General features: G+C 46.8%; 23 protein-coding genes and 2 pseudogenes. 13 read left to right on the top strand and 12 right to left on the bottom strand.

The window, feature by feature from the left end:
• Positions 1–362: IS3 family transposase (locus CBI30_RS09140; RefSeq protein WP_143744378.1), on the top strand; the 362-nt coding region annotated here is incomplete at its 5' end.
• An 88-nt stretch (positions 363–450) separates the two neighbouring features.
• Here CBI30_RS09140 and gap read toward each other — a convergent pair.
• Together gap and tkt are read right to left on the bottom strand one after the other, a co-directional pair.
• Positions 451–1,479, bottom strand: coding sequence for a type I glyceraldehyde-3-phosphate dehydrogenase (gene gap, locus CBI30_RS09135; RefSeq protein ID WP_088527996.1), 1,029 nt, complete (start codon positions 1,477–1,479; stop codon positions 451–453).
• 40 nt (positions 1,480–1,519) lie between these two features.
• Complete coding sequence (gene tkt, locus CBI30_RS09130) at positions 1,520–3,517, bottom strand: transketolase (protein WP_088527995.1); 1,998 nt, start codon at positions 3,515–3,517, stop codon at positions 1,520–1,522.
• A gap of 44 nt (positions 3,518–3,561) precedes the next feature.
• Between tkt and CBI30_RS09125 the strand changes: the two genes are divergently transcribed.
• Complete coding sequence (locus tag CBI30_RS09125; protein ID WP_088527994.1) at positions 3,562–4,323, top strand: 16S rRNA (uracil(1498)-N(3))-methyltransferase; 762 nt, start codon at positions 3,562–3,564, stop codon at positions 4,321–4,323.
• Between the two features lie 44 nt (positions 4,324–4,367).
• On the opposite strand, the gene CBI30_RS09120 is transcribed toward CBI30_RS09125, so the two are convergent.
• On the bottom strand, positions 4,368–4,988 hold the full coding sequence (locus tag CBI30_RS09120) for a barstar family protein (RefSeq protein WP_088527993.1): 621 nt from the start codon (positions 4,986–4,988) through the stop codon (positions 4,368–4,370).
• 138 nt (positions 4,989–5,126) lie between these two features.
• On the bottom strand, positions 5,127–7,454 hold the full coding sequence (locus CBI30_RS09115) for an NADP-dependent malic enzyme (RefSeq protein WP_088527997.1): 2,328 nt from the start codon (positions 7,452–7,454) through the stop codon (positions 5,127–5,129).
• Positions 7,455–7,538: 84 nt separating this feature from the next.
• Between CBI30_RS09115 and thiL the strand changes: the two genes are divergently transcribed.
• The 3 genes from thiL to CBI30_RS09100 are packed head-to-tail and all read left to right on the top strand — an operon-like array spanning position 7,539 to position 9,642.
• On the top strand, positions 7,539–8,561 hold the full coding sequence (gene thiL / locus CBI30_RS09110; RefSeq protein WP_088527992.1) for a thiamine-phosphate kinase: 1,023 nt from the start codon (positions 7,539–7,541) through the stop codon (positions 8,559–8,561).
• Positions 8,558–9,133, top strand: a complete 576-nt coding sequence (locus CBI30_RS09105) for a phosphatidylglycerophosphatase A family protein (protein ID WP_088527991.1) — start codon at positions 8,558–8,560, stop codon at positions 9,131–9,133. The genes thiL and CBI30_RS09105 overlap by 4 nt, the downstream gene beginning before the upstream one ends.
• A complete protein-coding gene (locus tag CBI30_RS09100; protein ID WP_088527990.1) occupies positions 9,130–9,642 on the top strand; it encodes a CinA family protein in 513 nt (170 codons plus the stop codon). The genes CBI30_RS09105 and CBI30_RS09100 overlap by 4 nt, the downstream gene beginning before the upstream one ends.
• Before the next feature lie 14 nt (positions 9,643–9,656).
• On the opposite strand, the gene corA is transcribed toward CBI30_RS09100, so the two are convergent.
• A complete protein-coding gene (gene corA / locus CBI30_RS09095; protein ID WP_088527989.1) occupies positions 9,657–10,628 on the bottom strand; it encodes a magnesium/cobalt transporter CorA in 972 nt (323 codons plus the stop codon).
• Between the two features lie 74 nt (positions 10,629–10,702).
• On the opposite strand from corA, the gene pyrF reads away from it, so the two are divergent.
• Positions 10,703–11,554 carry an orotidine-5'-phosphate decarboxylase gene (gene pyrF, locus CBI30_RS09090; protein ID WP_088527988.1) on the top strand — a complete coding sequence of 284 codons (852 nt, stop codon included), beginning with the start codon at positions 10,703–10,705 and terminating at the stop codon, positions 11,552–11,554.
• 12 nt (positions 11,555–11,566) lie between these two features.
• Here the strand turns inward: pyrF and mtgA are convergent, their stop codons facing one another.
• Genes mtgA through mpl form a run of 6 tightly spaced genes read right to left on the bottom strand, consistent with a single transcriptional unit; the run spans position 11,567 to position 18,247 of the window.
• Positions 11,567–12,298, bottom strand: a complete 732-nt coding sequence (gene mtgA / locus CBI30_RS09085) for a monofunctional biosynthetic peptidoglycan transglycosylase (protein ID WP_088527987.1) — start codon at positions 12,296–12,298, stop codon at positions 11,567–11,569.
• A 17-nt stretch (positions 12,299–12,315) separates the two neighbouring features.
• Positions 12,316–13,224, bottom strand: a complete 909-nt coding sequence (gene aroE, locus CBI30_RS09080; protein ID WP_088527986.1) for a shikimate dehydrogenase — start codon at positions 13,222–13,224, stop codon at positions 12,316–12,318.
• 50 nt (positions 13,225–13,274) lie between these two features.
• On the bottom strand, positions 13,275–14,135 hold the full coding sequence (locus CBI30_RS09075; RefSeq protein ID WP_088527985.1) for an energy transducer TonB family protein: 861 nt from the start codon (positions 14,133–14,135) through the stop codon (positions 13,275–13,277).
• A complete protein-coding gene (locus CBI30_RS09070; protein ID WP_088527984.1) occupies positions 14,119–16,107 on the bottom strand; it encodes a ribonuclease catalytic domain-containing protein in 1,989 nt (662 codons plus the stop codon). The genes CBI30_RS09075 and CBI30_RS09070 overlap by 17 nt, the downstream gene beginning before the upstream one ends.
• A gap of 2 nt (positions 16,108–16,109) precedes the next feature.
• Positions 16,110–16,838, bottom strand: coding sequence for a 3-oxoacyl-ACP reductase FabG (gene fabG / locus CBI30_RS09065; RefSeq protein WP_088527983.1), 729 nt, complete (start codon positions 16,836–16,838; stop codon positions 16,110–16,112).
• Positions 16,839–16,840: 2 nt separating this feature from the next.
• Positions 16,841–18,247: a UDP-N-acetylmuramate:L-alanyl-gamma-D-glutamyl-meso-diaminopimelate ligase gene (mpl, locus tag CBI30_RS09060; RefSeq protein ID WP_088527982.1), complete on the bottom strand. Its 1,407-nt coding sequence runs from the start codon at positions 18,245–18,247 to the stop codon at positions 16,841–16,843.
• 26 nt (positions 18,248–18,273) lie between these two features.
• Between mpl and CBI30_RS09055 the strand changes: the two genes are divergently transcribed.
• The 7 genes and pseudogenes from CBI30_RS09055 to CBI30_RS09030 all read left to right on the top strand — a co-directional run bounded on the left by CBI30_RS09055 (position 18,274) and on the right by CBI30_RS09030 (position 24,026).
• Positions 18,274–18,801: a TlpA family protein disulfide reductase gene (locus CBI30_RS09055; RefSeq protein ID WP_088527981.1), complete on the top strand. Its 528-nt coding sequence runs from the start codon at positions 18,274–18,276 to the stop codon at positions 18,799–18,801.
• Between the two features lie 247 nt (positions 18,802–19,048).
• A complete protein-coding gene (gene aroQ / locus CBI30_RS09050; protein WP_088527980.1) occupies positions 19,049–19,498 on the top strand; it encodes a type II 3-dehydroquinate dehydratase in 450 nt (149 codons plus the stop codon).
• Between the two features lie 36 nt (positions 19,499–19,534).
• On the top strand, positions 19,535–19,999 hold the full coding sequence (gene accB / locus CBI30_RS09045) for an acetyl-CoA carboxylase biotin carboxyl carrier protein (RefSeq protein WP_088527979.1): 465 nt from the start codon (positions 19,535–19,537) through the stop codon (positions 19,997–19,999).
• 63 nt (positions 20,000–20,062) lie between these two features.
• On the top strand, positions 20,063–21,427 hold the full coding sequence (gene accC, locus CBI30_RS09040) for an acetyl-CoA carboxylase biotin carboxylase subunit (RefSeq protein WP_088527978.1): 1,365 nt from the start codon (positions 20,063–20,065) through the stop codon (positions 21,425–21,427).
• A gap of 34 nt (positions 21,428–21,461) precedes the next feature.
• Positions 21,462–22,394: pseudogene (prmA, locus tag CBI30_RS11330) on the top strand (50S ribosomal protein L11 methyltransferase); the annotation flags it as partial.
• Positions 22,395–22,436: 42 nt separating this feature from the next.
• Complete coding sequence (locus CBI30_RS11325) at positions 22,437–23,009, top strand: DUF3426 domain-containing protein (protein ID WP_240553556.1); 573 nt, start codon at positions 22,437–22,439, stop codon at positions 23,007–23,009.
• 57 nt (positions 23,010–23,066) lie between these two features.
• On the top strand, positions 23,067–24,026 hold the full coding sequence (locus CBI30_RS09030; RefSeq protein ID WP_088527976.1) for a carbohydrate kinase family protein: 960 nt from the start codon (positions 23,067–23,069) through the stop codon (positions 24,024–24,026).
• 101 nt (positions 24,027–24,127) lie between these two features.
• Here the strand turns inward: CBI30_RS09030 and CBI30_RS11320 are convergent.
• Positions 24,128–24,386: pseudogene (locus CBI30_RS11320) on the bottom strand (histone); the annotation flags it as partial.
• Positions 24,387–24,421: the final 35 nt, after the last annotated feature.

The following is a 24,421-nucleotide window of genomic DNA, read 5'->3' as shown; positions in this document are numbered from 1 at the left end:
TGGTGATGGAGATGCTAAAAGTGGCATTTAAACGTCTTAGAGGATGCAGCCAGCCTCAACCGGTATTGCACTCAGACCAAGGCTGGCAATACCAAATGGGGATTTATCAACAGGCTTTGAAGGTACAAGGTCTTAGCCAAAGCATGTCTAGAAAAGGAAACTGTCTGGATAACGCAGTCATGGAAAACTGGTTTGGGATTATGAAAACCGAGTTCTTCTACCAAAAGAAGTTCTCAGATGTTCAATCATTTAAAACGGAGCTTAAGGACTACATCCACTACTACAACCATGATCGAATCAAGGAAAAACTAAAGGGATTGAGCCCGGTTCAATACCGAACTCAATCCCTCGTGCTAACCTGATTAAACTGTCCAACTTTTGTGGGTCAGTTCAATTGAGGTCTTTTTTACATATAAAGCCAACTTTTATCGAATTTTAACCAATAGAAGATTAGTTTACAGCCATCAAAGCTTCGGCCGCATTGAGCATTTGAACTGAATAACCCCACTCGTTGTCATACCAAGCCAAAACCTTAACGAGCTTGCCATCCGCAGAAACGCGAGTCTGGGAAGCATCATAAATACTTGGACGTGGATCATGATTAAAGTCGATGGAAACCAGTGGCAAGGTATTGAAGCCCAAAATACCCTTCAATTCACCCTCACTGGCAGCCTTGAGGATCGAATTGACCTCATCCACGCTGGTAGGACGGCTAGCGGCAAAGGTTAAATCCACTACAGAAACGTTAATCACTGGCACACGCATTGCAAAACCATCAAAACGACCTGCTAATGCTGGTAACACTAATCCAACTGCTTTTGCAGCACCCGTCTTGGTTGGAATCATGCTGGTCACGGCAGAGCGCGCACGACGCATATCATTGTGATACACGTCAGTGAGGACTTGGTCATTGGTAAATGCGTGAATGGTGGTCATCAAGCCAGACTCAATACCAATCTTTTCTAGCAATGGCTTAACCAATGGGGCCAAACAGTTCGTTGTACAGCTGGCATTGGAAACCACAATATCGCTTGGCTTTAATACTTGTTGATTAACGCCATACACAATCGTGGCATCCACATCTTTTTCACCCGGAGCAGAAATCAATACTTTCTTCGCACCTTGGGAGATGTGCACCATGGCTTTTTCTTTTGAAGTGAACTTACCGGAGCACTCTAAAACCAAATCCACACCCAATTCACCCCAAGGAGTTTCCAAAGGATTGCGAGTGGAGAACATTTTGATGCGATCGCCATTCACCACCATGCAATCACCATCTACTTTTACTTCAGCTGGAAAACGTCCATGCGCAGAATCATATTGCGTGAGGTGTGCGTTGATATCGATATCACCCATGGCATTAATTGCCACGATTTTGATATCACGCCTAGGTTTGCCATTAACTTGATCTTCATACAAAGCACGCAAGACCATGCGGCCAATACGGCCATAACCATTAATTGCGACACGAATTGTCATTCCATTCCCCTTGCTAATATTAAATTCTTAAACAGCTAAATTATTTTTTCTTTGCAATACATTGCTTCACTGTTTTAGCGATCTGATCGACAGTTAAGCCAAAGTATTCATAGAGCACTGGCGCTGGCGCTGATTCACCAAAGGTGTCTACACCATGCACTGCTGCGCAACCATACTTCCACCAGAAATCACTTACACCCGCTTCAACAGCAATACGTGGAATATCTGCAGGTAAGACTTTTACTTTAAAAGCAGAATCTTGCTGATCAAAGACTGTAGTTGAAGGCATGGACACGACGCGAATACCAAAACCTTCCCCCTCCAAACGCTCAGCGGTTTGCAAAGCCAAAGCAATTTCAGAGCCAGTCGCAATGATAACGGCATCGATTTTTGCTTTCTTGGGATCACGCAATACATATCCACCACGTGCAATATCTTTCACTTGCTGACTGTTGCGTGAAACAAATGGGCAATTTTGACGACTAAAGATCAACGCGCTTGGACCATGCTTGCGCTCAATCGCCGAGCCCCAAGCCACTGCGCTCTCAGTGGTGTCACAAGGACGCCACACCGTCAAATTCGGAATGAGGCGCAAACTAGCCACATGCTCAACAGACTGATGGGTTGGGCCATCTTCGCCTAAGCCAATAGAGTCATGCGTAAATACAAAGATGCTGCGTAGCTTCATCAATGCAGCCATGCGTAAGGCATTACGACTGTAATCAGAGAAGGTTAGGAAAGTGCCGCCAAATGGGATGTATCCACCATGCAAGGCGATGCCATTCATGATGGCACTCATACCAAATTCACGCACACCATAATTAATATGGTTGCCCCACTGATCAGCACGCACTGCTTTACATGAAGACCAGTTGGTTAAGTTGGAACCAGTTAAATCAGCAGAGCCACCCATAAATTCTGGCAAAGCAGGAGCCAATGCTTCGATCGCATTTTGACTGGCCTTGCGGGTGGCAATTGTTTCCGCCTTGCTTTCACAGGTCTTTACATAAGTATCTAAAGTTTTTGAGAAGTCCTTAGATAAATCTCCCTGCATGCGACGCTGTAATTCTGAAGCAAGTTCTGGATATTTATTTTTGTACGCTTGGAATTCTTTATTCCACTCGTGCTCAGCTGCTTGACCGCGTTTCTTAAAATCCCAAGCCTCATAAATATCTTTCGGAATTTCAAACGGAGCATATGGCCAGTTCAATGCAACCCGAGTCGCGGCAATCTCAGCAGCACCTAGTGGTGAGCCATGCACCTTATCGCTACCCGCCATATTTGGAGAGCCTTGACCAATCGCAGTCTTACAACAGATAAAGGTAGGCTTATCGCTCTTCTTTGCTTTTGCAATGGCACTAGAGACGGCCTCCGCATCATGGCCATCGACATCGCGCAGAACATTCCAACCGTATGCCTCAAAACGCTTTGGCGTATCTTCGTTAAACCAAGAAACCACCTTGCCATCAATCGAGATGCCGTTGTCATCCCACAGCGCAATTAACTTATTCAGTTTGAGAGTGCCAGCCAATGAACACACTTCATGACTGATGCCCTCCATCAAACAACCATCACCCAAAAATACATAGGTGTAGTGATCAACAATCTTGCTACCTGGACGATTAAATTCTTCTGCTAATAATTTTTCAGCAAGTGCCATGCCCACCGCATTTGAAATTCCCTGACCCAAAGGTCCAGTAGTGGTTTCTACGCCAGGAGTAATTCCATATTCAGGATGACCAGCAGTTTTACTGTGTAACTGACGGAAATTTTTCAACTCGCTCATAGGCAAGTCGTAACCAGTGAGATGCAACAAGGAATACAACAACATGGATCCATGGCCGTTTGATAAAACGAAACGATCGCGATTCATCCAATGTGGATCCGTTGGATTGTGTTGTAAATGTTCATTCCAAAGACCGACCGCAATATCAGCCATGCCCATTGGCATTCCCGGATGACCTGAGTTGGCTTGTTGTACTGCATCCATGGATAAAGCACGAATGGCGTTGGCCATGCGAATTTGAAGATTTGACATCGTAAATTTGGTCTCGAGGAAAATAAATTAGCTATATTGCAGTAATGCCTCAATTTTATCTTCCCGGGCCGTGGGAAACCCAAAAGCCAAACATCCTCACTCCTGAGCTTGTTCATCATTTGCGCGTTCGCCGCATTCAGGTCGGTGAATTCTTCCCCATTTTTGACGGAAAAGGCCAGGTTGCCCAAGCAAAACTGCTTGCTCTTAGCAATAAGGCTGGCGAAGCAGAACTCAGTGAAATTCGCCTCGATACCCATCGTGAGAGTCCCTACGCAATCACCTTGGCTCAAGGCCTTGCTGGCGGCGACAAGATGGACTGGATCGTTGAGAAGGCTATAGAGACTGGTGCCCAGGTCATTGCCCCACTGCAATGCGAGCGCTCAGTAATTAAATTAACGCGCTCTAGCGATGCTGAGCGGGCTCAAAAGCGACTTTTGCATTGGCAAGGTATCGTGCAGGCGGCCTGTGAGCAATGTGATCGTACGGTATTAGCTACCGTGGAAGCGGTACAGACTTTTGAGAGTTACCTACAAAAGCCTCAAAAAGCTAAACTTAAGCTACTTTTAAGCCCAGATACCGACAAAAGTCTCTATTCAGTGTTAATGAATACCCCACCCCAAGATATTATTCTCATGATTGGGCCTGAAGGTGGTCATTCGCCAGAGGAAGAGACGCAGGCGCAGGCTACCGGTTATCAGATTGTCTCTTTGGGGGATCGGGTCTTGCGTACCGAGACAGCAGGCATTGTTGCTATTACTGCCGTACACAGTATTTGGGGCCCAGAAATGCAAAATCGCCTCGGTTAGAGGCGATTTTTGCTGATTTAATTCTTTCTTGCTTAGTTACTTACTTATGCAAATGAGTAGAACACCCGATAAGGTGTACGGCGCTCAGACCAGAAATCCACTGCATCGCGGAAAACATCCAAAAGAGTTTCACGAGCTTCTTTGTCGAACTTCTGGGTGCAAGGCAAGCCTTCGAGCACCACTACAAAACCTGGCTGTGGGCCAGACTTATCAACAGTAGTTGTTAATGCATCGAGCAAAGGATCAAAATTCTTTGCTTGTTGCTTGGTGAATGTATAGGCAATCGCAATCGCTTCCAAAACTTCGCCTTTAGTCATTGCATTCGCACAATTAGCGTAAATGAAATGTTGGCCAAGCTCAGTAGCCGCTTCCTGTAGGTCAGGAGTGCGGAAAGCACGAATCGATTGCACGATGTTTGGGCGCACACTGCGCAACATTGCCGGCGGTCCGGCATCGCGAACGGCCAAAGCGGCACGCCAAGAAGCTGTCACTTTTTTCCCCGAAACTTGATTTGCTGCATAGGTTTGTAAACGAGATAAACCACCCTCGGCATAGATGTTGGCCGCAGAAGACTCTGTTTCGAGTCTATCGTTGCTATCCCAACTTTCAGCTCGACTATGTTCTTCGAAGCCTGCTGTAGTGCCGTTTTCAGAGCGATTATTCATGATGGGTGCTAGGTTACCCTTAACACGCTATCAAATCAAGCCCAATTACAGTGCATTTTATATAAACAGTTGATTTATATAAGAATTATTTATGTTAGTTATTACTAACTAACATAAATAAAACCAGCTACTCAGGTATTAAGCAGTCCCTCTAGCATTGCTAGCCGCCTCAACCACTGCCAAAGTAGTCACATTCACAATACGACGCACTGTAGCTGCTGGCGTCAAAATATGAATTGGCTTAGCCACACCTAAAAGCAAAGGTCCGATTGCAATGCCGTTACCAGCAGCAGTCTTTAGCAAGTTGTAAGAAATGTTAGCAGCATCAATATTTGGCAAGACCAATAAATTCGCATCGCCTTTGAGTGGAGAAGAAGTCACTGCGCCAGCGCGAATGGTTTCATCTAAAGCGCTATCGCCATGCATCTCACCATCAACCTCAAGGCCTGGGTCTGCTTTTTGAATCAAAGCCAACACTTCGCGCATTTTGACTGCGGAAGGTGCACTGCTTGAGCCAAAGTTAGAGTGAGACAAGAGCGCTACTTTCGGAGCAATCCCTAATTTACGCATTTCGTTTGCAGCCATCAATGTGAGTTCAGCCAACTGCTCAGCAGTGGGATCGATGTTCACATGGGTATCCACCAAGAATACTTGGCGGCCAGGCAAAATTAAGCCAGACATAGCACCGTAGACATTGGCGCCAGGTTCATGACCAACTACCTCATCAACATACTTCAAATGTGTCGCTAAGTTGCCCACTGTTCCACAAATCATGCCATCAGCCATTCCTTTGCTGATCAGGATTGATCCGATCAAACTATTACGGCGACGCATTTCTAGCTTAGCAAAAGACTCCGTAACACCCTTGCGTTCAGTCAAAGCTAAATAGGTCTGCCAGAAATCGCGGAAGCGAGAATCGTTTTCTGGATTGACAATCTCAAAATCTTCACCAGGCTTAATACGTAGTCCGAATTTTTCAATTCGATGCTCGATGACTGCTGGTCGCCCAATCAGGATCGGTGTAGCTAAATGCTCATCAATAATGATTTGAACAGCGCGCAATACACGCTCATCTTCACCCTCGGCAAATACGATCCGCTTTTGACCTGCAGATACACGCTTAGCAATGCTAAACAATGGCTTCATCAAAGTGCCAGAGTGATACACAAATTGTTGCAGTTGATTGCGGTATGCATCAAAATCTTTAATTGGACGTTGTGCAACACCATCATCCATCGCAGCTTTAGCAACAGCAGGAGCGATCACGGTAATTAAGCGTGGATCAAATGGCTTCGGAATCAGATACTCTGGACCAAAAGATAGGTTCTCAATACCGTACACAGAGGTAACAATCTCACTCTGCTCAGCTTGAGCCAACTCCGCTACAGCCTTGACTGCCGCAACTTCCATTCCACGCGTAATGGTGGTAGCACCGACGTCTAGGGCGCCACGGAAAATAAATGGGAAACATAAAACGTTGTTTACTTGATTTGGGTAGTCCGTGCGGCCAGTGGCCATCACAGCATCAGGGCGAACTTCTTTTACCTCTTCCGGCAGAATCTCTGGGGTTGGATTTGCCAAGGCATATACCAACGGCTTAGGCGCCATCTTCTTAACCATGTCTTGCTTAAGCACGCCGCCAGCAGAAAGACCCAAGAAAATATCAGCGCCTTCAATTGCTTGATCGAGCGTGCGCAATTCTGTCTCTTGGCAGAATGGCTCCTTCTCAGGGTCCATTAATTCTTTACGACCCTTGTAGGCCACACCAGCCAAGTCAGTCACCCAAATATTTTTACGGGGAATGCCAAGATCTACCAATAGATCTAAGCAAGCCAAAGCAGCAGCGCCAGCACCAGAGGTCACCAGCTTCACTTTATCAATATCTTTGCCAACCACTTTTAGGCCATTCAAAATAGCAGCGGCAACCACAATCGCAGTTCCATGTTGATCATCATGAAAGACCGGAATCTTCATGCGCGCTTGTAATTTTCGCTCAACAACAAAGCAGTCTGGTGCCTTAATGTCTTCTAAATTGATACCACCAAAAGTTGGCTCAAGCGCTGCAATGATTTCAACTAACTTATCTGGATCATTCTCATTCACTTCGATATCGAACACGTCGATGCCAGCAAATTTCTTAAAGAGAACGGCCTTACCTTCCATCACTGGCTTACTGGCTAGGGGTCCAATATTACCTAGACCCAATACTGCGGTACCGTTGGTAATCACACCAACCAAATTACCGCGCGCTGTGTAGCGGAATGCATTGGCAGGGTCTTTGACGATCTCTTCGCAAGCTGCAGCAACACCTGGGGTGTAGGCCAAAGCGAGGTCCCGCTGATTGGTTAACTGCTTGGTTGGGGCAATTTCGATTTTACCTGGAACAGGAAACTCGTGATAGTGGAGAGCAGCTGCTCTTAAATCCGCTATTTGTTGTTCTTTGCTGCTATTGCTTGGTTTACTCATCAGCTCACTCATCAATTAGACTTATTCAAGCTTCTAATTCTATTCCTCTCAGATGAAAGAGTCATAAGAGCCATAAAATGAGGCATGCAATCTCAATCCTCCCCACTTGGCGAATTTGATGTGATTCAGCGTTTCTTTAAAACGCAGTCCGAAGCTATGCTTGCTGCAAACCCTGGATCCGTGACTCTTGGAATTGGCGATGATTGCGCCTTATTAAAAACAGGCCCCCATGAAGAAATTGCCATTACCAGCGACATGCTGGTCTGCGGACGGCACTTTTTTGAAGATGCCAATCCAGAGTGGCTTGGCTGGAAGGCTTTAGCAGTCAACCTCTCTGACCTTGCTGCCATGGGTGCTAAGCCCTTAGGCTTCACGCTGGCACTGGCATTACCCAAAGCTGATCCGAGCTGGCTGAAGGCCTTTAGCAAAGGCTTATTTGCAATTGCTAATCAATACTCCTGCCCATTAATTGGTGGCGATACCACTGCTGGTCCACTCAATATTTGCATTACTGCTTTTGGTGGCATCCCCAAAGAAAAAGCTATTCAAAGATCGGGAGCATTAAAAGACGATGACATCTGGGTTTCTGGAACTATTGGAGATGCCCGGCTCACTCTTGCTGCACTGCGTCATGAAATAACACTTTCAAAATCGGATTTAGCGCTTATTGAGCCTCGCATGCATCAGCCGACCCCTAGGGTCGAATTGGGAATCGCCCTGAGGGAAATTGCCAGCTCTGCTTTAGATATTTCAGATGGTCTATTAGGAGACTTAAGACACATCTTGAAGCAGTCCAATAAAGATGCCGATATCTTCTTAGATCGAATTCCTAAATCCGCCACACTACTTAAGCAATCTGCTGATATCCAAACCCAATATGCCGCTTGCGGTGGAGATGATTACGAACTCTGTTTTACCGCCCCCACTAGTCAGCGAGAGGCTATTGCCAAGATCGGTGCAAACTTAAACCTTCCCCTCACCCAAATAGGCAGCGTTAAGTCCATGCAAAATTCCGCGCCCGAGATCAGGCTGATTAATCATGCCGGGGCAACACTAAATCAACTAGAGGCAAACGCCCTACTTCAATCGTTTGATCATTTCGCATGAATATCCAGACCCGTCACACCCCTATAGAAAACCCAAGCTTTAAATGGGTCTTTAGCAAACCGAGTCGTGCCTTAGCATTTGGCTTTGGCAGTGGGTTGGCGCCATTTGCGCCTGGCACTGCTGGAACACTCTGGGCTTGGGTCGCATTCTTGGTGGGAGAGTACTTTCTCTCCACCGCAGAGTTTTTTTGGATCATTGGCGTGGGAATTATTTTAGGATGCTGGATTTGCGGTCAGGTCAGCGAAGAATTAGGCAAAAAAGATTTTGGTGGAATTGTGTGGGACGAGATCGTCGCCTTCTGGTTGGTTTTGATTGTCATAACGCCCACCAACCTTTGGACACAAATCCTGGCATTCACCCTCTTTCGTTTTTTTGATGCCGTCAAGCCCGGACCGATTGGGATGATTGATCGCCACTTTAAGCACTTAGAGGGTAGCAACGATTCCTCTCCATCAAGCCTAAAACACATTTTGTGGCGCGGTTTTGGAATTATTGCGGATGACTTGGCTGCAGCGTTTTTCACCCTCGCCACAATCGCACTCCTACATATGGCATTGAGCTATTTCTTATGAAAAATAATATCGACCCACAACACGAATTGGCTAAAGTACTTGCGCACAATCTCATTGAGCGTGGATGGAAAATCGCCTTAGCTGAATCTTGCACTGGCGGCCTGGTTTGCGCCACCCTCACTGACTTAGCGGGTTCTAGTGATTGGTTTGAACGTGGCTATATCACTTATAGCAATGATGCTAAAACAGAGTGCTTGGATGTCCCCGCCGAAACAATTCAATCATTTGGCGCAGTCAGTGAACAGGTCGCCGCTGCCATGGCAAATGGCGCTAGGCTTAAGGCAGATGTGAATGTAGCCCTCTCAATCACTGGCATTGCCGGCCCAACTGGCGGCTCACCAGATAAACCTGTCGGCACTGTTTGCTTTGGCTGGTCAATCAAACAACATGCGGGTGATGATGTAAAAACCATCACCATCACAAAGCAATTTTTAGGCGATCGTCAAACGGTGCGAGAGCAAGCGCGCGATTACGCGCTACTAACACTTCTAGATCTACTAAAAACCTAAGTCGCAAGTACTGCTTAACGTGAGCTAAGCCAGCCTTTATGACGGAAGTACCACAACGGAATCATCGCAGAAATCACCATCGAGAGGATGGCAACTGGATAGCCCCAAGTTTGCTCTAACTCCGGCATGTAGCGGAAGTTCATTCCCCAAATACTAGCGAGCAAGGTGGGCGGCATCAGGGCGACTGATACCACGGAGAAGATCTTAATGATCTTACTTTGGTTCAAGTTAATGAAGCCGACCGTTGCATCCATCAAGAAGTTGATCTTATCGAACAAGAATGCAGTATGGTTTTCAAGAGAATCAATATCTCGCAAAATCTGACGCGCCTCTTCTTGCTGCTCATCAGATAGTAGTTTGCTACGCATTAAGAAAGATAAGGCACGGCGTGTATCCATCACATTGCGACGAATACGACCGTTCGTATCCTCTTCTTTAGCAATCGTTTCGAGTACTTCTTCTGCATCATTATCAGAAATATCGTCTTGAAGAACACGCTTACCAGCCTGCTCCAGATTTTCATAAACCTCTTCCAAGGCGTCGGCAGAATACTCAGCATCTGTGGAGTACAAGTCGAGCAATACATCTTTTGCATTACTCACTGAACCAGGGCGCAAACGTGCGCGCAAACGCACTAAACGGAATACCGGTAAATCTTCATCATGAATAGAGAACAAAACCTGCTTGGTCATCACGAAAGCAACTCGTACGTTACGAGAGGTTTCCTCTTCATCCAATAAGAAATCGGTACGAATATGAAGGTGACCGTCATCGGCCTCAAAATAGCGCGCAGAAGCCTCTAAGTCGCCCAAATCATCTAATTCAGGGAGAAGTACGCCAAAAGCCTCTTTAATCCATATAAGCTCTTCCTCTTCTGGATCAACAACGTCGATCCAGATAGGATTGGCATATTGCAACAATTCATTGCGATCTTCCACTTGCTCTTGAGAGAGGCGGCCATTTTGCAGGACGAACAAGTTGATCATGGTGAACTCCTAAGGAATGTGCGCTAGTTTATCCTATACAACATGACAGTCTCACTAAAATAAGCTTAATCCCAATGAACTCCAGCCCAAATACCTTTACCCAGCAACTCCAGTCTGCATGGGCTTCCCAAGGCAGTATGTTATGCGTGGGCTTTGACCCAGATCCCAAACGCTTGCCCACAACATTCCAAGGCAAGCCTGAAGGAATTTATGAGTTTTGTCGGGAGATCGCAGATGCCACTGCGGATACGGTCTGCGCCTTTAAACCCCAGTTCGCTTATTTCGCATCCCAAAGGGCTGAAGCTCAACTCGAAAAGTTGGTGCGCTACCTCAAGGATAAGTATCCCCATATTCCGGTCATTCTAGATTCCAAGCGTGGTGACATTGGGAGTACTGCCGACCACTACGCCCTAGAGGCTTTTGAGCGCTATGGTGCTGATGCAGTCACCGTGAACCCTTATATGGGTTTTGACACTATCGAGCCTTACCTGAAACATGCTGGCAAGGGGGTAATTGTTTTATGTCGCACCTCCAACCCAGGAGGTTCCGATCTCCAATTCTTAAATGTCTCACCAAATGGTGAACCTTTGTACCTGCATGTCGCAAAACTAGCTGCACAGCAGTGGAATAAATCAGGACAAGTCAGTCTCGTAGTTGGTGCGACCTTCCCGGAGGAAATCGCCAAAGTGCGTGCCATTGTCGGGGAAATGCCTTTGCTTATTCCTGGGATTGGTGCTCAGGGTGGAGATATCGACGCCACTGTAAAGGCCGGCCGCATTCCCAATAAACCAAGTACCGGCATGATCATTAACTCCTCTAGAGCCATCTTATATGCCAGCTCCGGAAATGATTTTGCTGAGCGCGCCAGACAAGTTGCCATCACCACTAGAGATGCACTGAGAGCCGCATCCAACAAATCTAACTAATTTACGGCAGAACTAACGCGCCTTTTGTTTCGGAATGGGTGTTAAAACCACCCGATCCATATTCTCCAAAATAAAGTCTTGTCGCGTAGGGAAATGGATATTGGCCTTACGGCAATACTGGGCCTTATCAAAACATTTTGGGGCCGGTAAAGCGGAGGCTAATGCTGCAGACTGTTCACGATTAAGTGAGGAAGGGCTGATGCCGTAGTAGTGTTGGGAGGCTGCACCGATACCAAAGATGCCCTCACCCCACTCTACTGAATTTAGATAAATCTCATAAAGCCGCTGCTTAGAAAGCATGGTCTCGAGCAAGCCAGTAATGAGTAACTCTTGCGCTTTGCGAAAGTAATTCTGCTCCGAAGATAGAAAGAGATTTTTAGCCAACTGCTGCGTAATGGTAGATCCACCACGCAAGGCAGTTTTAGATTTGCCACTTCCCTGCTGGTTCTTTGCCCACGCTTTTTGCATATCTTCAACACGCACACCCATGTGTTGAAAGAAAATATCGTCTTCACTAACTAAGACGGCGCGTTTTAAATTGGACGATATCTTGTCATAAGGAACCCAAGAGGATTGCACTGGGCAAGACCAATGTAATCCACAAAGACGCCAACGCTCGGCCCGCTGAAAAGCCGTACTACTGGGATTGAGCGCTGCCCATAAGCCAATTTGAATCACAAAATAGATTTGCATGGCGATGAAACCACCCAGCACACACTTCAGAAAGTAACGAAGCCAGCGCATTGAAGCTCAGCCCTCAGTTATGAAGCGCGAAGTTCCGCCAATACTGCGCGAGGATCGATCACTTCATTCAGATGTGCACCGCGCCAGATTAAGAAAGCATCCGCAGCCTGCTCTACCAGCATACCCAAACCATCGCTTACGCGCGAACCCCTATGAAGAGCCTGCTGCATAAACATAGTCACTTTGCCGTAAACCATGTCATACGCAAATGATTGAGGAATAAAAATATGACTTGCTGCTACATCACTAATCGGAGATTTATCAGACAGTCCAGCAGCAGTGGCATTAATAATAAGATCAAAAGGAGATGCAGTCTTACCAGCATCTTCTAAATAACCCAAGGTAACCGACTGAAGAGCAACTTGATGTGCAATTGCTAGCTCACCAAATAATTGCACAAGTTCTTCCGCTTTGGTATTTGATCGATTGGCAATAATCAATTCTTTTGGGGATTGCTCTAGCAAGGGGCCGAGCACTCCACGCGCTGCGCCACCTGCACCCAACAATAAAATACGTGCACCTTTAATCTCAATACCCTGGGCCAACAGATCCCTCGCTAAACCAGCGCCGTCAGTGTTGTCGCCAAATATTTTTCCATTTTCCATGCGCAGGGTATTCACTGCGCCGGCTAATTTCGCACGAGGGGTTAATTCATCAGCCAATTCCTGAGCATCCAACTTAAATGGCACGGTGACATTCATGCCCTTACCACCAGCGGCAAAAAAGGATTTGGCTGCAGAGGCAAATTCATCTAGCAAAGGCTGCAAACGGCCGTAATGCATTTTTTGATTTGACTGCTCGGAAAATCTTTTATGAATAGCTGGGGACTTGCTATGTGCAATAGGATTGCCAGCAACAACATAAACATCCATTCCAGGAAACTGGGTAGGGTCGGTGTGTAAGTCGTTTGAATGAGCTGGGTTCATATGGACTACAGGATAAGCGAAATTTCGCAATCAATCCCTAATTAAGGATGCTAAGGACGTAGCTCCAAACGATCTGACCCATCTCGCGCAAACTCAAAAGTAGAGATCCAATCCAAGATGTCGATCTGATTGCGCATTTCTATCGGGAAAGGTCCGAAAGGGGCAGACGCACGAACAATAGCCATAGCCTGTCGATCTAACTCAGGATTGCCAGAACTGCGTCCAATACTTAAACCGTCCTTGCCTTGAGCATTATTGGCAATGCGACCTTGAGCATCCACACTCACGACAATGATCAGACTTCCATACAAAGGGCGGCCATTAGCGCGGGGGAAAAAAGTACTGCCATAAGCTTCTATCTTTTGACGCATGGCATCGTAGTACTGGGCAAATACAACCGCTTTTGTGCTGGCACCCGTCAAAATCTTACGACGTGGCTCCCGCCCATTGACTTGCAAACGCTTAGCCAACTCAGCCTCTAAAGAATTGAGTTGTGATGCGGCCTTGTTTTCATCACCACTCTTGCGACCGCCTGAACGAGCGCGATCCGCATCTACCTTGGCCAGCATCTGTTTTTGTTGTTTTTCCAAAACCTCAAGACGGGCCTCAGCACCAAGTCTTGCCCGATGCATTGCCGTAGCATCTTGATTGGCAGTGTTACCACCCCCATGCAAATCTGCCTGAGCTAATTTATTGGCCTGCTTAGGCGCCACTTGATTACTGGCATTAACCAACACAACACTCAGCGGCGTATTTAAACGCCGATTCTGAATCTCTCCAACACCCCAACGAAATGACAAAAAGATGAGGTGAAGCAAAATCGATATGCAAAGCGCCATGCGAAATGGATAACGCTGCCAAGCATCCCTTAGATACTCCGCAGTCTGCCTCAGCTTAAGCGGGACTGGCATCGCTCTCAGGAACTTCTGGGGTTTCAATTTGTAGAACGCGCACTCCAGCACTCAGTTGCAGTAGATCCACGTCTGCAATACTCACCTCAGCACGAGTCATGCGAGGATGCGTAGCAAGCTCTGGAACAGGCAAATGTAAGGGGATAGGTTCAACTCGTGACATCCCCTCCTTGAGGTGCCTGACAAATACTTGCTTAGGAGCCTCATCTTGAGCGATCCAGCGCAAGCACCAGTACTTTTCAAGGCGATCCTGAAATTCGCCGTAAGCTGAATAGCATCCCTCAAAATCGGCAGCAATACCCATCAAAGCTGCATCTCGTGGCGGAAATGGTGCCACCATCTTTGCAGTGACGCCATGCCTAGACAATGCAATGAGTTGCCATTGATTTACCAAATCTGAATAGCGCCGCAGTGGCGAGGTACACCAGGCGTAATAGTCCAACCCCAAACCTTCATGGGGGCCTGGAGTGGTTTGCATGCGAGTACGCAATGGACCCCAACCTTTTTGTGTACGGAACAGCCCCGGTAAACCATGATCAGCTAGCAAACGCCCTGAAGCGCTGTTGCAATAAATCATCCACTCGGCAACGATCGTATCGAGAATAGATCCACGCTGGCGAGGGGTAATCTCCACCCGCTGTATACCTTCAACATCTTTGATTTCAAAATGAAAATCTCTCGCTAAAGCATTGGGATCAAGAACCCCCAATTGTTCTGCACGCAATCCATTAGCAACTCGCTGCTCTTGACGCCCCGCATGCAAGAGCCTAGCTGCTGCCCACAAGATGCTGAGCTCTTGACGATAGGGATAGTCGGCGCCCTCATCTGCCAGGCTTTCTTCTGTCACGAGATGCTCTAAATTTTCCAAACGAAGATTGGCTCCCATGGGCACCATCTCAGCACGTAATTGCAAAGAGTCTTTGTCCACCATACCAGCACTATCGATATCAACATAGATCGATAGTGCTGGGCGAGCAGCGCCCTCATCCAATGAAAATTGTTGAATAACGGAATCCGGCAACATCGTGATCTTATTGCCAGGGAAGTACACCGTTGACATGCGAGTACGTGCAACCCGATCCAAAGCGTCATCCTTGGAAATGGCTAAACCTGGTGCAGCAATATGAATACCAATACGATGCCCGCCCTCTACAAGCGCAGTAACCGACAAAGCATCATCAATTTCTGTAGTACCTGAATCATCAATTGAAAAAGCACTTACTTCCGCTAGTGGCAATTCTGCAATAGCGGCATCTAATACAGATTGCTCCACCATCAAACCCGCATCATGAGCAGGGCCGTGGGGGAAGTGGGCCTTTAAAAACATCCCTTGGTGATAATCCAATGGGGAATCAATTGCACCACAGCGAATCATGAGTTGCGCAGGTGATTCACCAGCTTCGGTACAAGCTGCGATTAAGGCCTTATAGGCAGAGGTATTTTTATCCGGAGAAAACAACAGCTGATTTGCTTGGGACTTCAGTATTTCAGGGAAGATACCAGCCACTAACTCTTGTTGCCAAGCAGCTTGCTGCTCTAAATCTTTTTGCTTACGCTCGAGCGCAGCTAAACCAGCCTGCAATTGCTCAAGCGGTGCGCGCTGAAAACGTCCACGACCTTTACGTCGAAAGAATACGGGAGCACCTTGCAAGGCAATCGCCAAGGCCGTTTGTTGTGGAATAGTCGCTTGGGCACCAAAGTACTCGCGCGCAACATCGACTAAACCAAACTCTTCATCGGGTGCGCAGTCCCAAAGAAATTGCAGGTCAATCTCTTTTGATAGCGCATGAGCCTCATCCATTAACGCTTGCGGCTCTGGCTTTTCAAAACGCAACCAAACTTCTTTGGCCTTTAGCTTGATCTTCTTGCCAGAAAGGCTAGTCGCCTGCCATGACTCCGCATCCCCAATCCCGGAAGCGGACTGGACTGTGGCAACCTTGATGTCGCCACCCTCTTCATATAAAAGATGCATGCTTAGAGGGAGATCCCGCCGCTGGCCTCAAGTGCTAAGCCATTCACATAACTTGCTTCGTCGCTTGCTAAAAATAAATACACGTTGGCCATTTCTTCTGGGGTGCCTAAGCGGCCTAGCCAACTGCGCCTCTCGATATCTTGCAAAATATTTTCTGGCATAGCTTTCACCATCTCGGTGGCAATAAAGCCAGGGCAAACGGCATTCACACGAATTCCTTTTGAACCCAGCTCACGCGCCCAGGTCTTAGTGAAACCAATCACACCAAACTTCGTGGCGGAATAGTTTGTCTGCCCAAAGTTACCGTAAATACCAACGACGCTCGAAGCATTAACAACCGCACCTTTACCAGCTTCCAGCATATGCGGAACGACGAGTTGCGTGCAATTAAATACACCTTTGAGATTGACATCAATGACCGTATCAAATTGTGCTTCCGTCATTTTGACCAAGCGCGCGTCCTGAGTGATACCGGCATTGTTAATCAAAATATCGATACGGCCATGGCGTTGCATGATTTGATCAACTGCCGCCTCAATGCTCGCGCGATCCGTCACATTCACGACGTAAGCTTCAGAGCCGGGAATGAGGTCCATTGCAGCCTTGACTGCATCCGAATTGACATCTGCAATCATGACTTTGGCGCCCTCTTGGGCGAATCGTTTGGCTGTTGCAAAACCAATCCCTTTAGCTGCACCGGTAACGATGGCTACTTTGTCTTTTAATCTCATAATTACTTTGCTTTCTTTTGTATTGCGGCCAATATTTTTTGATGTACGCCACCGAAACCCCCGTTACTCATCACCAGAATGTGATCACCAGGCTTCGCTTCATTCGCTACTGCATCTACCAAAGCACTTAAATCATCAAAGGCTAAAGCACGATCTTGTTCTTTGACATTCAGTGGAGACAAGACTTCATTCAAATCCCAACCTAAAGACTCTTTACCAGTGCTAGCTCCATAGGCAAAGATCTTATCAGCGGCCTCTAAGCTACCAGGTAATTGCGCCTTCATGACGCCGAGTTTCATCGTATTGGATCGAGGCTCCAGTACTGCCAAGATTCGAGATTGGCCTACGCGACGACGTAAGCCATCCACTGTTGTGGTGATTGCAGTTGGGTGATGTGCAAAATCGTCATACACCGTGACCTCGTTTGCTATACCAATCGTCTCTAAACGGCGCTTCACATTCTTAAACTCAGCCAAAGCACTCGCGGCATCAGCTGGTGAAATACCAATATGATTTGCAGAGGCAATCGCAGCGAGTGCATTGAGTTGATTGTGGCGACCCATGACGCCAGAATCTGGCGCCCACCGAACTGTTGCCACCTCTTTGCCCTGGTGCACAACAATAAAGCCATCAGCCTCTTGAGAAATTAAAGACCAGGCATTTTTCTTATCCTGCCCAAACTTTTCCACTGGCGCCCAAGCTCCTCTAGCAATCACTCTATCTAATGCAGGCTCTTCACCATTTACCACCACCAGACCATCGCCCGGTACAGTGCGAACCAGATGATGAAACTGCGTTTCGATTGCGGCTAGATCTGCAAAAATATCGGCGTGATCAAACTCGAGATTATTTAATAAAGCAGTGCGAGGGCGATAGTGCACAAACTTACTGCGTTTATCAAAAAATGCTGTGTCGTATTCATCGGCCTCGATAACAAAGTATTTGCTCTCGCCTAGATGAGCAGATACCGTGAAATTCAATGGCACTCCACCAATGAGATATCCAGGCTTGTAATGATTGAACTCCAAAATCCAAGCCAGCATTGCAGAGCTTGTGGTTTTGCCGTGCGTACCAGCTACCGCCAACACATGTCGACCAAACAAAACTTGTTCACCCAACCATTGCGGTCCAGAGGTGTAAGGCAGTCCTTGATTGAGAATGGCCTCCATTAGTGGATTGCCACGCGAAACGACATTGCCGATCACAAATAAATCAGGCATCGTCTCAAACTGTAATAATTGGTCGGGCGAGAATCCCTCGATGAGCTCAATACCCTGCGCTTCAAGCTGAGTGCTCATTGGTGGATACACGTTGGCATCACAGCCAGTAACGCGATGTCCGGCCTGCCTAGCGATTGCGGCAATGCCGCCCATGAAAGTACCGCAAATGCCCAAGATATGAATATGCATTGGGGAATTTTAGCTAAGGAGTAGTAATGAACCGAAGACAGTGGATTAGCATCGTCGGAATTGGCCTATTGGCGCTCCTTGCAGGAGTCCTGACTTCGCAGTGGATTTACAAAACGGGTTTAGCGAGCGACCCTGCGATCAAAGCCTTTTTTGCTAACCCATGGCAATCACCCGATGGAAAATTGGCAGATACCGAAAAGTGGCGCGGAAAAGTTCTGGTGGTGAACTTTTGGGCCTCTTGGTGCCCTCCTTGCGTTGAAGAAATGCCGACTTTGGATAAATTACAACAAGAGTTCAAAGCTCAAAATGTGTTATTTATCGGTATCGGTATCGATTCACCCTCTAATATTCGTGAATTTCTTGAAAAAACCCCTGTTTCCTACCCTATTGTGATTGGCGGACTTGAAGGCAGCAATCTATCGAAACAAATGGGAAACTCCCAAGGTGCGCTCCCCTACACCATCGTGATTGATGGGCAAGGCAAAGCCACTAGCAGTAAATTAGGTAAGATAAGCGAAGAAGAGCTCAGAAAAGCTATTAAATCTGCTTTATAAGATATTTTGCAGGTTATTGGCGCCCGCCATTTAGATCAATATTTGTAGTTTCAGCCCTAAATTTTGCAAGATCTGCTTTTAAAATTCTAAAAAACAGCTGTTTTTTCAGTATTTTTGAGTCCATTCCAAGCTTCCGGAGGTATACTTTCTCCATACCTAGTGAAGAGAATTCTTCATGAAGTTAGCAGTTTTACAGAAAAGCTTTATTAATGTAATTAAATCTAACTGCCTCTAAAAATATCGATCTATGTCGAAAAATACATCAATTCTCGTAATTCAAGGTCCCAACCTTAATTTGCTAGGAACCCGTGAGCCAGAGATTTACGGCAAAACTACTCTAGAAGATATTCACGCAAATCTTGGCACGATTGCCAAGTCCAATTCAGTCGATTTATCCACCTTCCAAAGTAATCATGAAGGCGAATTGATTGATCGAGTTCAGAAAGCCAAACAAGATGGGGTAGATTTCATCATCATTAATCCAGGCGCCCTTACCCATACTAGCGTTGCCTTGCGTGATGCCCTGGCCGGAGTTGCTATTCCATTTATCGAAGTGCATCTGTCCAATATTCATCAACGTGAAGAGTTCCGTAGACACTCCTATCTATCCGATATCGCCACTGGTGTGATCTGTGGCCTAGGAGCAATTGGTTATGAATTTGCGCTACAAGCGGCCATTGCTCGTTTACAAAAATAAAGATTAACCAAGAATTACAAGAGAGGAAGCCTTTCCATGGATCTGAGAAAACTTAAAACCCTAATTGACCTCGTATCTGAATCAGGAATCTCTGAATTAGAAGTCAATGAAGGTGAAGATCGTGTTCGCATCGTCAATGCCGGATCGTCAGCGCCAGCTGGTCATGTGGTCTATGCCAATCCAGCACCTGTTCACGGGATGCAAGCCGCTCCTGTTGCCGCCCCGCTTGTAGCAGCGCCTGTAGCAGAAGAAGCTCCCGCAGAAACTGGTTTTGTAGCTCGCTCACCGATGGTTGGCACTTTCTATCGCGCACCAAATCCGGAGTCTCCAGATTTTGTCAAAGTAGGTGACACCGTTAAGGTCGGTCAAACACTGTGCATTATTGAAGCAATGAAGCTCCTCAATGAGATTGAATCTGAGCAAGCCGGCGTTATTAAGCAAATTCTGTGTGAAAACGGCCAGGGTGTTGAGTTTGATCAGCCACTGTTCATCATCACTTAATTGATTCCTAATCGATCTTCTCTAGATCTATTCCAATCCACCGTTACTTAACTCAGAGCCGACATGTTCGATAAGATTCTGATTGCCAATCGCGGAGAAATTGCTCTCCGTATCCAACGCGCATGTCGCGAGTTGGGAATTAAAACTGTAGTGGTGTTCTCCACTGCAGACAAAGAAGCGAAATACGTGAAGCTTGCAGACGAAGCTGTTTGCATTGGGCCCGCCCCATCGCCACTGAGTTATCTCAATATGCCTGCGATTATTTCGGCGGCAGAAGTAACGGATGCTGAAGCAATTCACCCAGGGTATGGCTTTCTCTCTGAGAATGCCGACTTTGCTGAACGCGTAGAAAAGTCTGGTTTTGCATTCATTGGCCCTACTGCAGCATCCATTCGCCTTATGGGCGATAAGGTTTCCGCTAAACGAGCAATGATCAAAGCGGGCGTTCCTTGCGTGCCAGGGTCTGAAGGCGCATTGACAGCTAACCCAAAAGAAATTATTGCCACTGCAAAAAGCGTTGGCTATCCAGTCATTATTAAAGCTGCTGGTGGTGGTGGTGGTCGCGGTATGCGTGTAGTTCATACAGAGGCTGCACTTTTAAATGCGGTCAACATGACCAAAGAAGAGGCTGGCCGTGCCTTTGGTAATCCAGAAGTCTATATGGAGAAGTTTCTTGAGAAACCTCGCCACGTAGAGATTCAGATTCTGGCTGACACCCACGGTAACGCTATTTGGTTGGGAGAGCGTGATTGCTCTATGCAACGTCGCCACCAAAAAGTCATTGAAGAAGCTCCGGCCCCCGGCATTGATCGTCGCTTGATTGCCAAAATTGGTGAACGCTGCGCTGAAGCCTGCAGAAAAATTGGCTACCGCGGCGCAGGTACCTTCGAATTCTTATACGAAGATGGCGAATTCTTCTTCATTGAGATGAATACCCGCGTTCAAGTGGAACATCCCGTCACCGAAATGATCACGGGCGTTGATATTGTTCAAGAACAAATTCGCATTGCTGCCGGTCTCAAGCTCAGCTATCGCCAAAAAGACATTGTTTTCCGTGGTCACGCCATTGAATGTCGTCTCAATGCGGAAGATCCGTTTAAATTTACACCAAGCCCAGGCAAAATTGGCTCATTCCATATGCCAGGTGGCCCTGGTATTCGTGTTGACTCACATGCCTACAGTGGCTATGTCGTGCCATCCCACTACGATTCGATGATCGGTAAGTTGATTTCTTACGGTAATACTCGCGAGCAAGCGATCCGCCGTATGCAAATTGCCCTTTCTGAAATGGTAATTGATGGCATTACAACCAACGTACCCCTCCATCGTGAATTAATGCTGGATCCCAACTTCATTGAAGGCGGCACCAGCATTCACTATCTGGAACATCGCCTTGAAGAGCAGGCCGCCAGTCGTGGCAAGCCCTAAGCTGAAGGTTAATTGATGTTTATTTGGAGTAAGCATGTCCTATCGTGAACTCGTTTTCACGGTTCCAGCCGAAATTGCAGAGCCTTTGGGTGATGCCTTGCTGGAAGTGGGCGCCCTTTCAGTCACAGTTGAAGATGATGCTGCCGGTGGTTACGATGAAAATCCACTCTATGGCGAACCTGGACTCTCACCAGAGGTTCAAGCATGGGATCGCTCTTCAGTAACCGCCCTATTCAATCCAGAAATTGATAATTCCGATGCAGTAAATTTCATTCCTGAATTACTCGCTTCCCTCAAGGAAGCGGGATTTAATCTCCCGGCACCAGAAGAAAAGATTGTTGAAGAGCAAGATTGGGTTCGTTTAACCCAGAGTCAATTTGCCCCAATTCAAATTGGTGAACGTATTTGGGTAGTTCCCTCTTGGCATGAAGAGCCGACTGATCCTAATGCCATTTGTTTGGCGGTAGACCCCGGCCTAGCATTTGGTACCGGTAGCCACCCGACCACACACCTTTGCTTACTCTGGCTCGAAAAAAATACTCAACTCCAAAATAAAAGCCTCTTGGATTACGGTTGCGGCTCTGGAATTTTGGCAATTGCCGCAGCAAAACTCGGTTGCAATCCTGTAGTTGGCACTGATATCGACCCGCAAGCGATGGTTGCGGCACATAGTAATGCGGAGATCAATCACACCGTCATTCGCTTTGTTCTGCCTAACGAAGATGCCGTAGAACTTGCAACGGAAACTAAATACGACATCGTGATGGCCAATATTTTGGCCAATCCATTACAGGTACTTGCTCCTGCATTAGTCAACAAGATGCGGTCGGGTGGGAAAATTGTTTTGTCAGGCGTGCTTGCCCGCCAAGCTGAAGAAGTTATTGCAACCTATAGCCAATGGCTAACGCTTGCTGTATGGCAAGAGAGTGAAGGTTGGGTTTGTTTGCATGGCACACTGCCTGAAAACGGCGATACAGCGAGCTTGATTGACAAAAATACCGATGCTTCGGTGCCGGCTCAAAAAAAAACTCTTAAATTAATCCTTCTTAGTCTTTTTTTCATCCTGCTAATCGCTTTTGGAGAGCATCTCTCTAGAAATTCTCTTCTTCCAACATTAGCAACACGTGTTGACGGAAGCTCACCCGCAATTGCAACAAGTGCTTTCTCTCTTTTGCAAAAGTTCGATGAGCAATTGTGTCGTGCACTAGGGTGTGTAAATCGATCTGTAAGCGATTTTGCCGCTTGGAAAATAACTTCTGTCACTCTCTCTCCTGAAAACGCGCGAGAGGGCTTTAAAAACGGTTTAAATCAATCCACACTGCAAGTTGAAATACAAAATCGTCTTGCAATCTCTGTTTTATTCCCCAATTTAGAAATTGTGCTCACAGATGCAGAAGAATTGGAGATCAAAACGATTCAATTTTCTCCGCAAGAATGGTTGCCCAGCATCTGGCAAGAATCCCATCGCGGATTTTTAAAACAGGGTGCGCCTTCTGGTGGCATTTTTCGCTCAGAACTTCCTATTTCATTGCCGCAAAATGCTGCAGGCTATCGCGTCAGAATTTTTTACCCTGAAAAATAGACTGCAAACTCAAATTCACACTTATTCCAATTGATTTTTATTAGAAAGTAATTATTCATGGCTAGCTTGATCTGCGGTTCTATCGCCTACGACACCATCATGAACTTTGAAGGCAAGTTTGCCGATCAAATTCTCCCAGAGCAGATTCATATTCTGAACGTGGCCTTCTTGGTACCCACTATGCGCCGTGAATTCGGCGGTTGCGCTGGCAATATTGCATACAACCTCAAGCTTCTTGGTGGCGATCCCATCATCATGGCAACAGTAGGTGGTGATGCTGCACCCTATCTTGATCGCCTTGAGCAACTCCAAATTGATGCGACGCATATTCGTCAGATCGAGCAAGCCTTTACTGCCCAAGCCATGATCACTACTGATCAAGCCAATAATCAAATTACCGCTTTTCATCCAGGTGCAATGGGTGAATCACACCTCAATCAAGTATCTGCAGTGGTTGTGGAGCGGAATAAAAACACCAAAGGCGCAGCAAAATTCGGTATTGTTGCCCCAGATGGGCGCCAAGGCATGTGGGAGCACTGCCATCAACTGGCCGAAGCCAGCATTCCATTTGTATTCGATCCAGGCCAAGGTTTACCAATGTTTAACGGTCCAGAACTTTTAGAGCTCGTCGATATTGCTAGTTATCTTGCCGTAAATGACTATGAGGGCGAAATGCTTTCCCAGAGAACTGGTTTAAGCCTCGCTAAAGTTGCCGAAAGAGTAAAAGCCTTAATTGTTACTAAGGGTGCCGAAGGCGCAGATATCTACTTTGAAGGTAAATGTATTGCGATTCCACCAGTGCCAGCAGCAAAAGTAGTTGATCCAACTGGTTGTGGTGACGCATTCCGTGGCGGCTTGCTGTTTGGATTGGAAAACGGTATGGATTGGGAAACAACCGGTCGACTTGCTAGCTTGATGGGTTCAGTCAAAATTACTCATCAGGGACCACAAAATCATCAAATGAGTAAAGATGAAATCGCCGACCAATTCAAATCCGCCTTTGGATTTGCGCTCTAAGCCTTAAAAATACACTAATTTGCTGCCCTCACGTGGCATGGGCAATAAAAAAGGGATCTCGTGAGAGATCCCTTTGAACTTCACCCGTCTACAAGCAGAGCTTATGGACGTGTGCCAGTTGGGAAGGGCCAAGCAGCAGCTGGATTCAACGTTGTTGAAGCAGCAACTTTTTTAGCCACGGGCTTTTTTTACAGCTTTGCCCGCTTTCTTCGCAGCAGGCTTACTTACTTTTTTTTTGCAGCTACACGCTTCTTAGCAGCAGGCTTCTTAGCAGCAGGCTTCTTAGCAGCTACTTTTTTAGCAGCAGGCTTCTTAGCAGCTAGCTTTTTTAGCAGCAGGACGCTTCTTAGCAGCTACTTTTTAGTCAGCAGGCTTCTTAGCAGCAGCTTTTTAGC

This window comes from Polynucleobacter aenigmaticus (genome assembly GCF_002206635.1).
Lineage (GTDB): Bacteria > Pseudomonadota > Gammaproteobacteria > Burkholderiales > Burkholderiaceae > Polynucleobacter > Polynucleobacter aenigmaticus.
Note: the sequence above shows the minus strand (reverse complement) of the source record. Positions and strands in the feature narration are given on the sequence as shown.

Excerpts from the sequence above, each read along its gene's own strand:
- accC (WP_088527978.1), top strand. The coding sequence starts at position 20,063 with ATGTTCGATAAGATTCTGATTGCCAATCGCGGAGAAATTGCTCTCCGT.
- corA (WP_088527989.1), bottom strand. The coding sequence starts at position 10,628 with ATGATCAACTTGTTCGTCCTGCAAAATGGCCGCCTCTCTCAAGAGCAA.
- CBI30_RS09120 (WP_088527993.1), bottom strand. The coding sequence starts at position 4,988 with ATGAATAATCGCTCTGAAAACGGCACTACAGCAGGCTTCGAAGAACAT.
- CBI30_RS09115 (WP_088527997.1), bottom strand. The coding sequence starts at position 7,454 with ATGAGTAAACCAAGCAATAGCAGCAAAGAACAACAAATAGCGGATTTA.
- aroQ (WP_088527980.1), top strand. The coding sequence starts at position 19,049 with ATGTCGAAAAATACATCAATTCTCGTAATTCAAGGTCCCAACCTTAAT.
- accB (WP_088527979.1), top strand. The coding sequence starts at position 19,535 with ATGGATCTGAGAAAACTTAAAACCCTAATTGACCTCGTATCTGAATCA.
- gap (WP_088527996.1), bottom strand. The coding sequence starts at position 1,479 with ATGACAATTCGTGTCGCAATTAATGGTTATGGCCGTATTGGCCGCATG.
- CBI30_RS09030 (WP_088527976.1), top strand. The coding sequence starts at position 23,067 with ATGGCTAGCTTGATCTGCGGTTCTATCGCCTACGACACCATCATGAAC.
- thiL (WP_088527992.1), top strand. The coding sequence starts at position 7,539 with ATGCAATCTCAATCCTCCCCACTTGGCGAATTTGATGTGATTCAGCGT.
- CBI30_RS09055 (WP_088527981.1), top strand. The coding sequence starts at position 18,274 with ATGAACCGAAGACAGTGGATTAGCATCGTCGGAATTGGCCTATTGGCG.
- fabG (WP_088527983.1), bottom strand. The coding sequence starts at position 16,838 with ATGAGATTAAAAGACAAAGTAGCCATCGTTACCGGTGCAGCTAAAGGG.
- mpl (WP_088527982.1), bottom strand. The coding sequence starts at position 18,247 with ATGCATATTCATATCTTGGGCATTTGCGGTACTTTCATGGGCGGCATT.
- mtgA (WP_088527987.1), bottom strand. The coding sequence starts at position 12,298 with ATGCGCTGGCTTCGTTACTTTCTGAAGTGTGTGCTGGGTGGTTTCATC.
- CBI30_RS09100 (WP_088527990.1), top strand. The coding sequence starts at position 9,130 with ATGAAAAATAATATCGACCCACAACACGAATTGGCTAAAGTACTTGCG.
- CBI30_RS09125 (WP_088527994.1), top strand. The coding sequence starts at position 3,562 with ATGCCTCAATTTTATCTTCCCGGGCCGTGGGAAACCCAAAAGCCAAAC.
- tkt (WP_088527995.1), bottom strand. The coding sequence starts at position 3,517 with ATGTCAAATCTTCAAATTCGCATGGCCAACGCCATTCGTGCTTTATCC.
- CBI30_RS09105 (WP_088527991.1), top strand. The coding sequence starts at position 8,558 with ATGAATATCCAGACCCGTCACACCCCTATAGAAAACCCAAGCTTTAAA.
- aroE (WP_088527986.1), bottom strand. The coding sequence starts at position 13,224 with ATGAACCCAGCTCATTCAAACGACTTACACACCGACCCTACCCAGTTT.
- pyrF (WP_088527988.1), top strand. The coding sequence starts at position 10,703 with ATGAACTCCAGCCCAAATACCTTTACCCAGCAACTCCAGTCTGCATGG.
- CBI30_RS09070 (WP_088527984.1), bottom strand. The coding sequence starts at position 16,107 with ATGCATCTTTTATATGAAGAGGGTGGCGACATCAAGGTTGCCACAGTC.
- CBI30_RS09075 (WP_088527985.1), bottom strand. The coding sequence starts at position 14,135 with ATGCCAGTCCCGCTTAAGCTGAGGCAGACTGCGGAGTATCTAAGGGAT.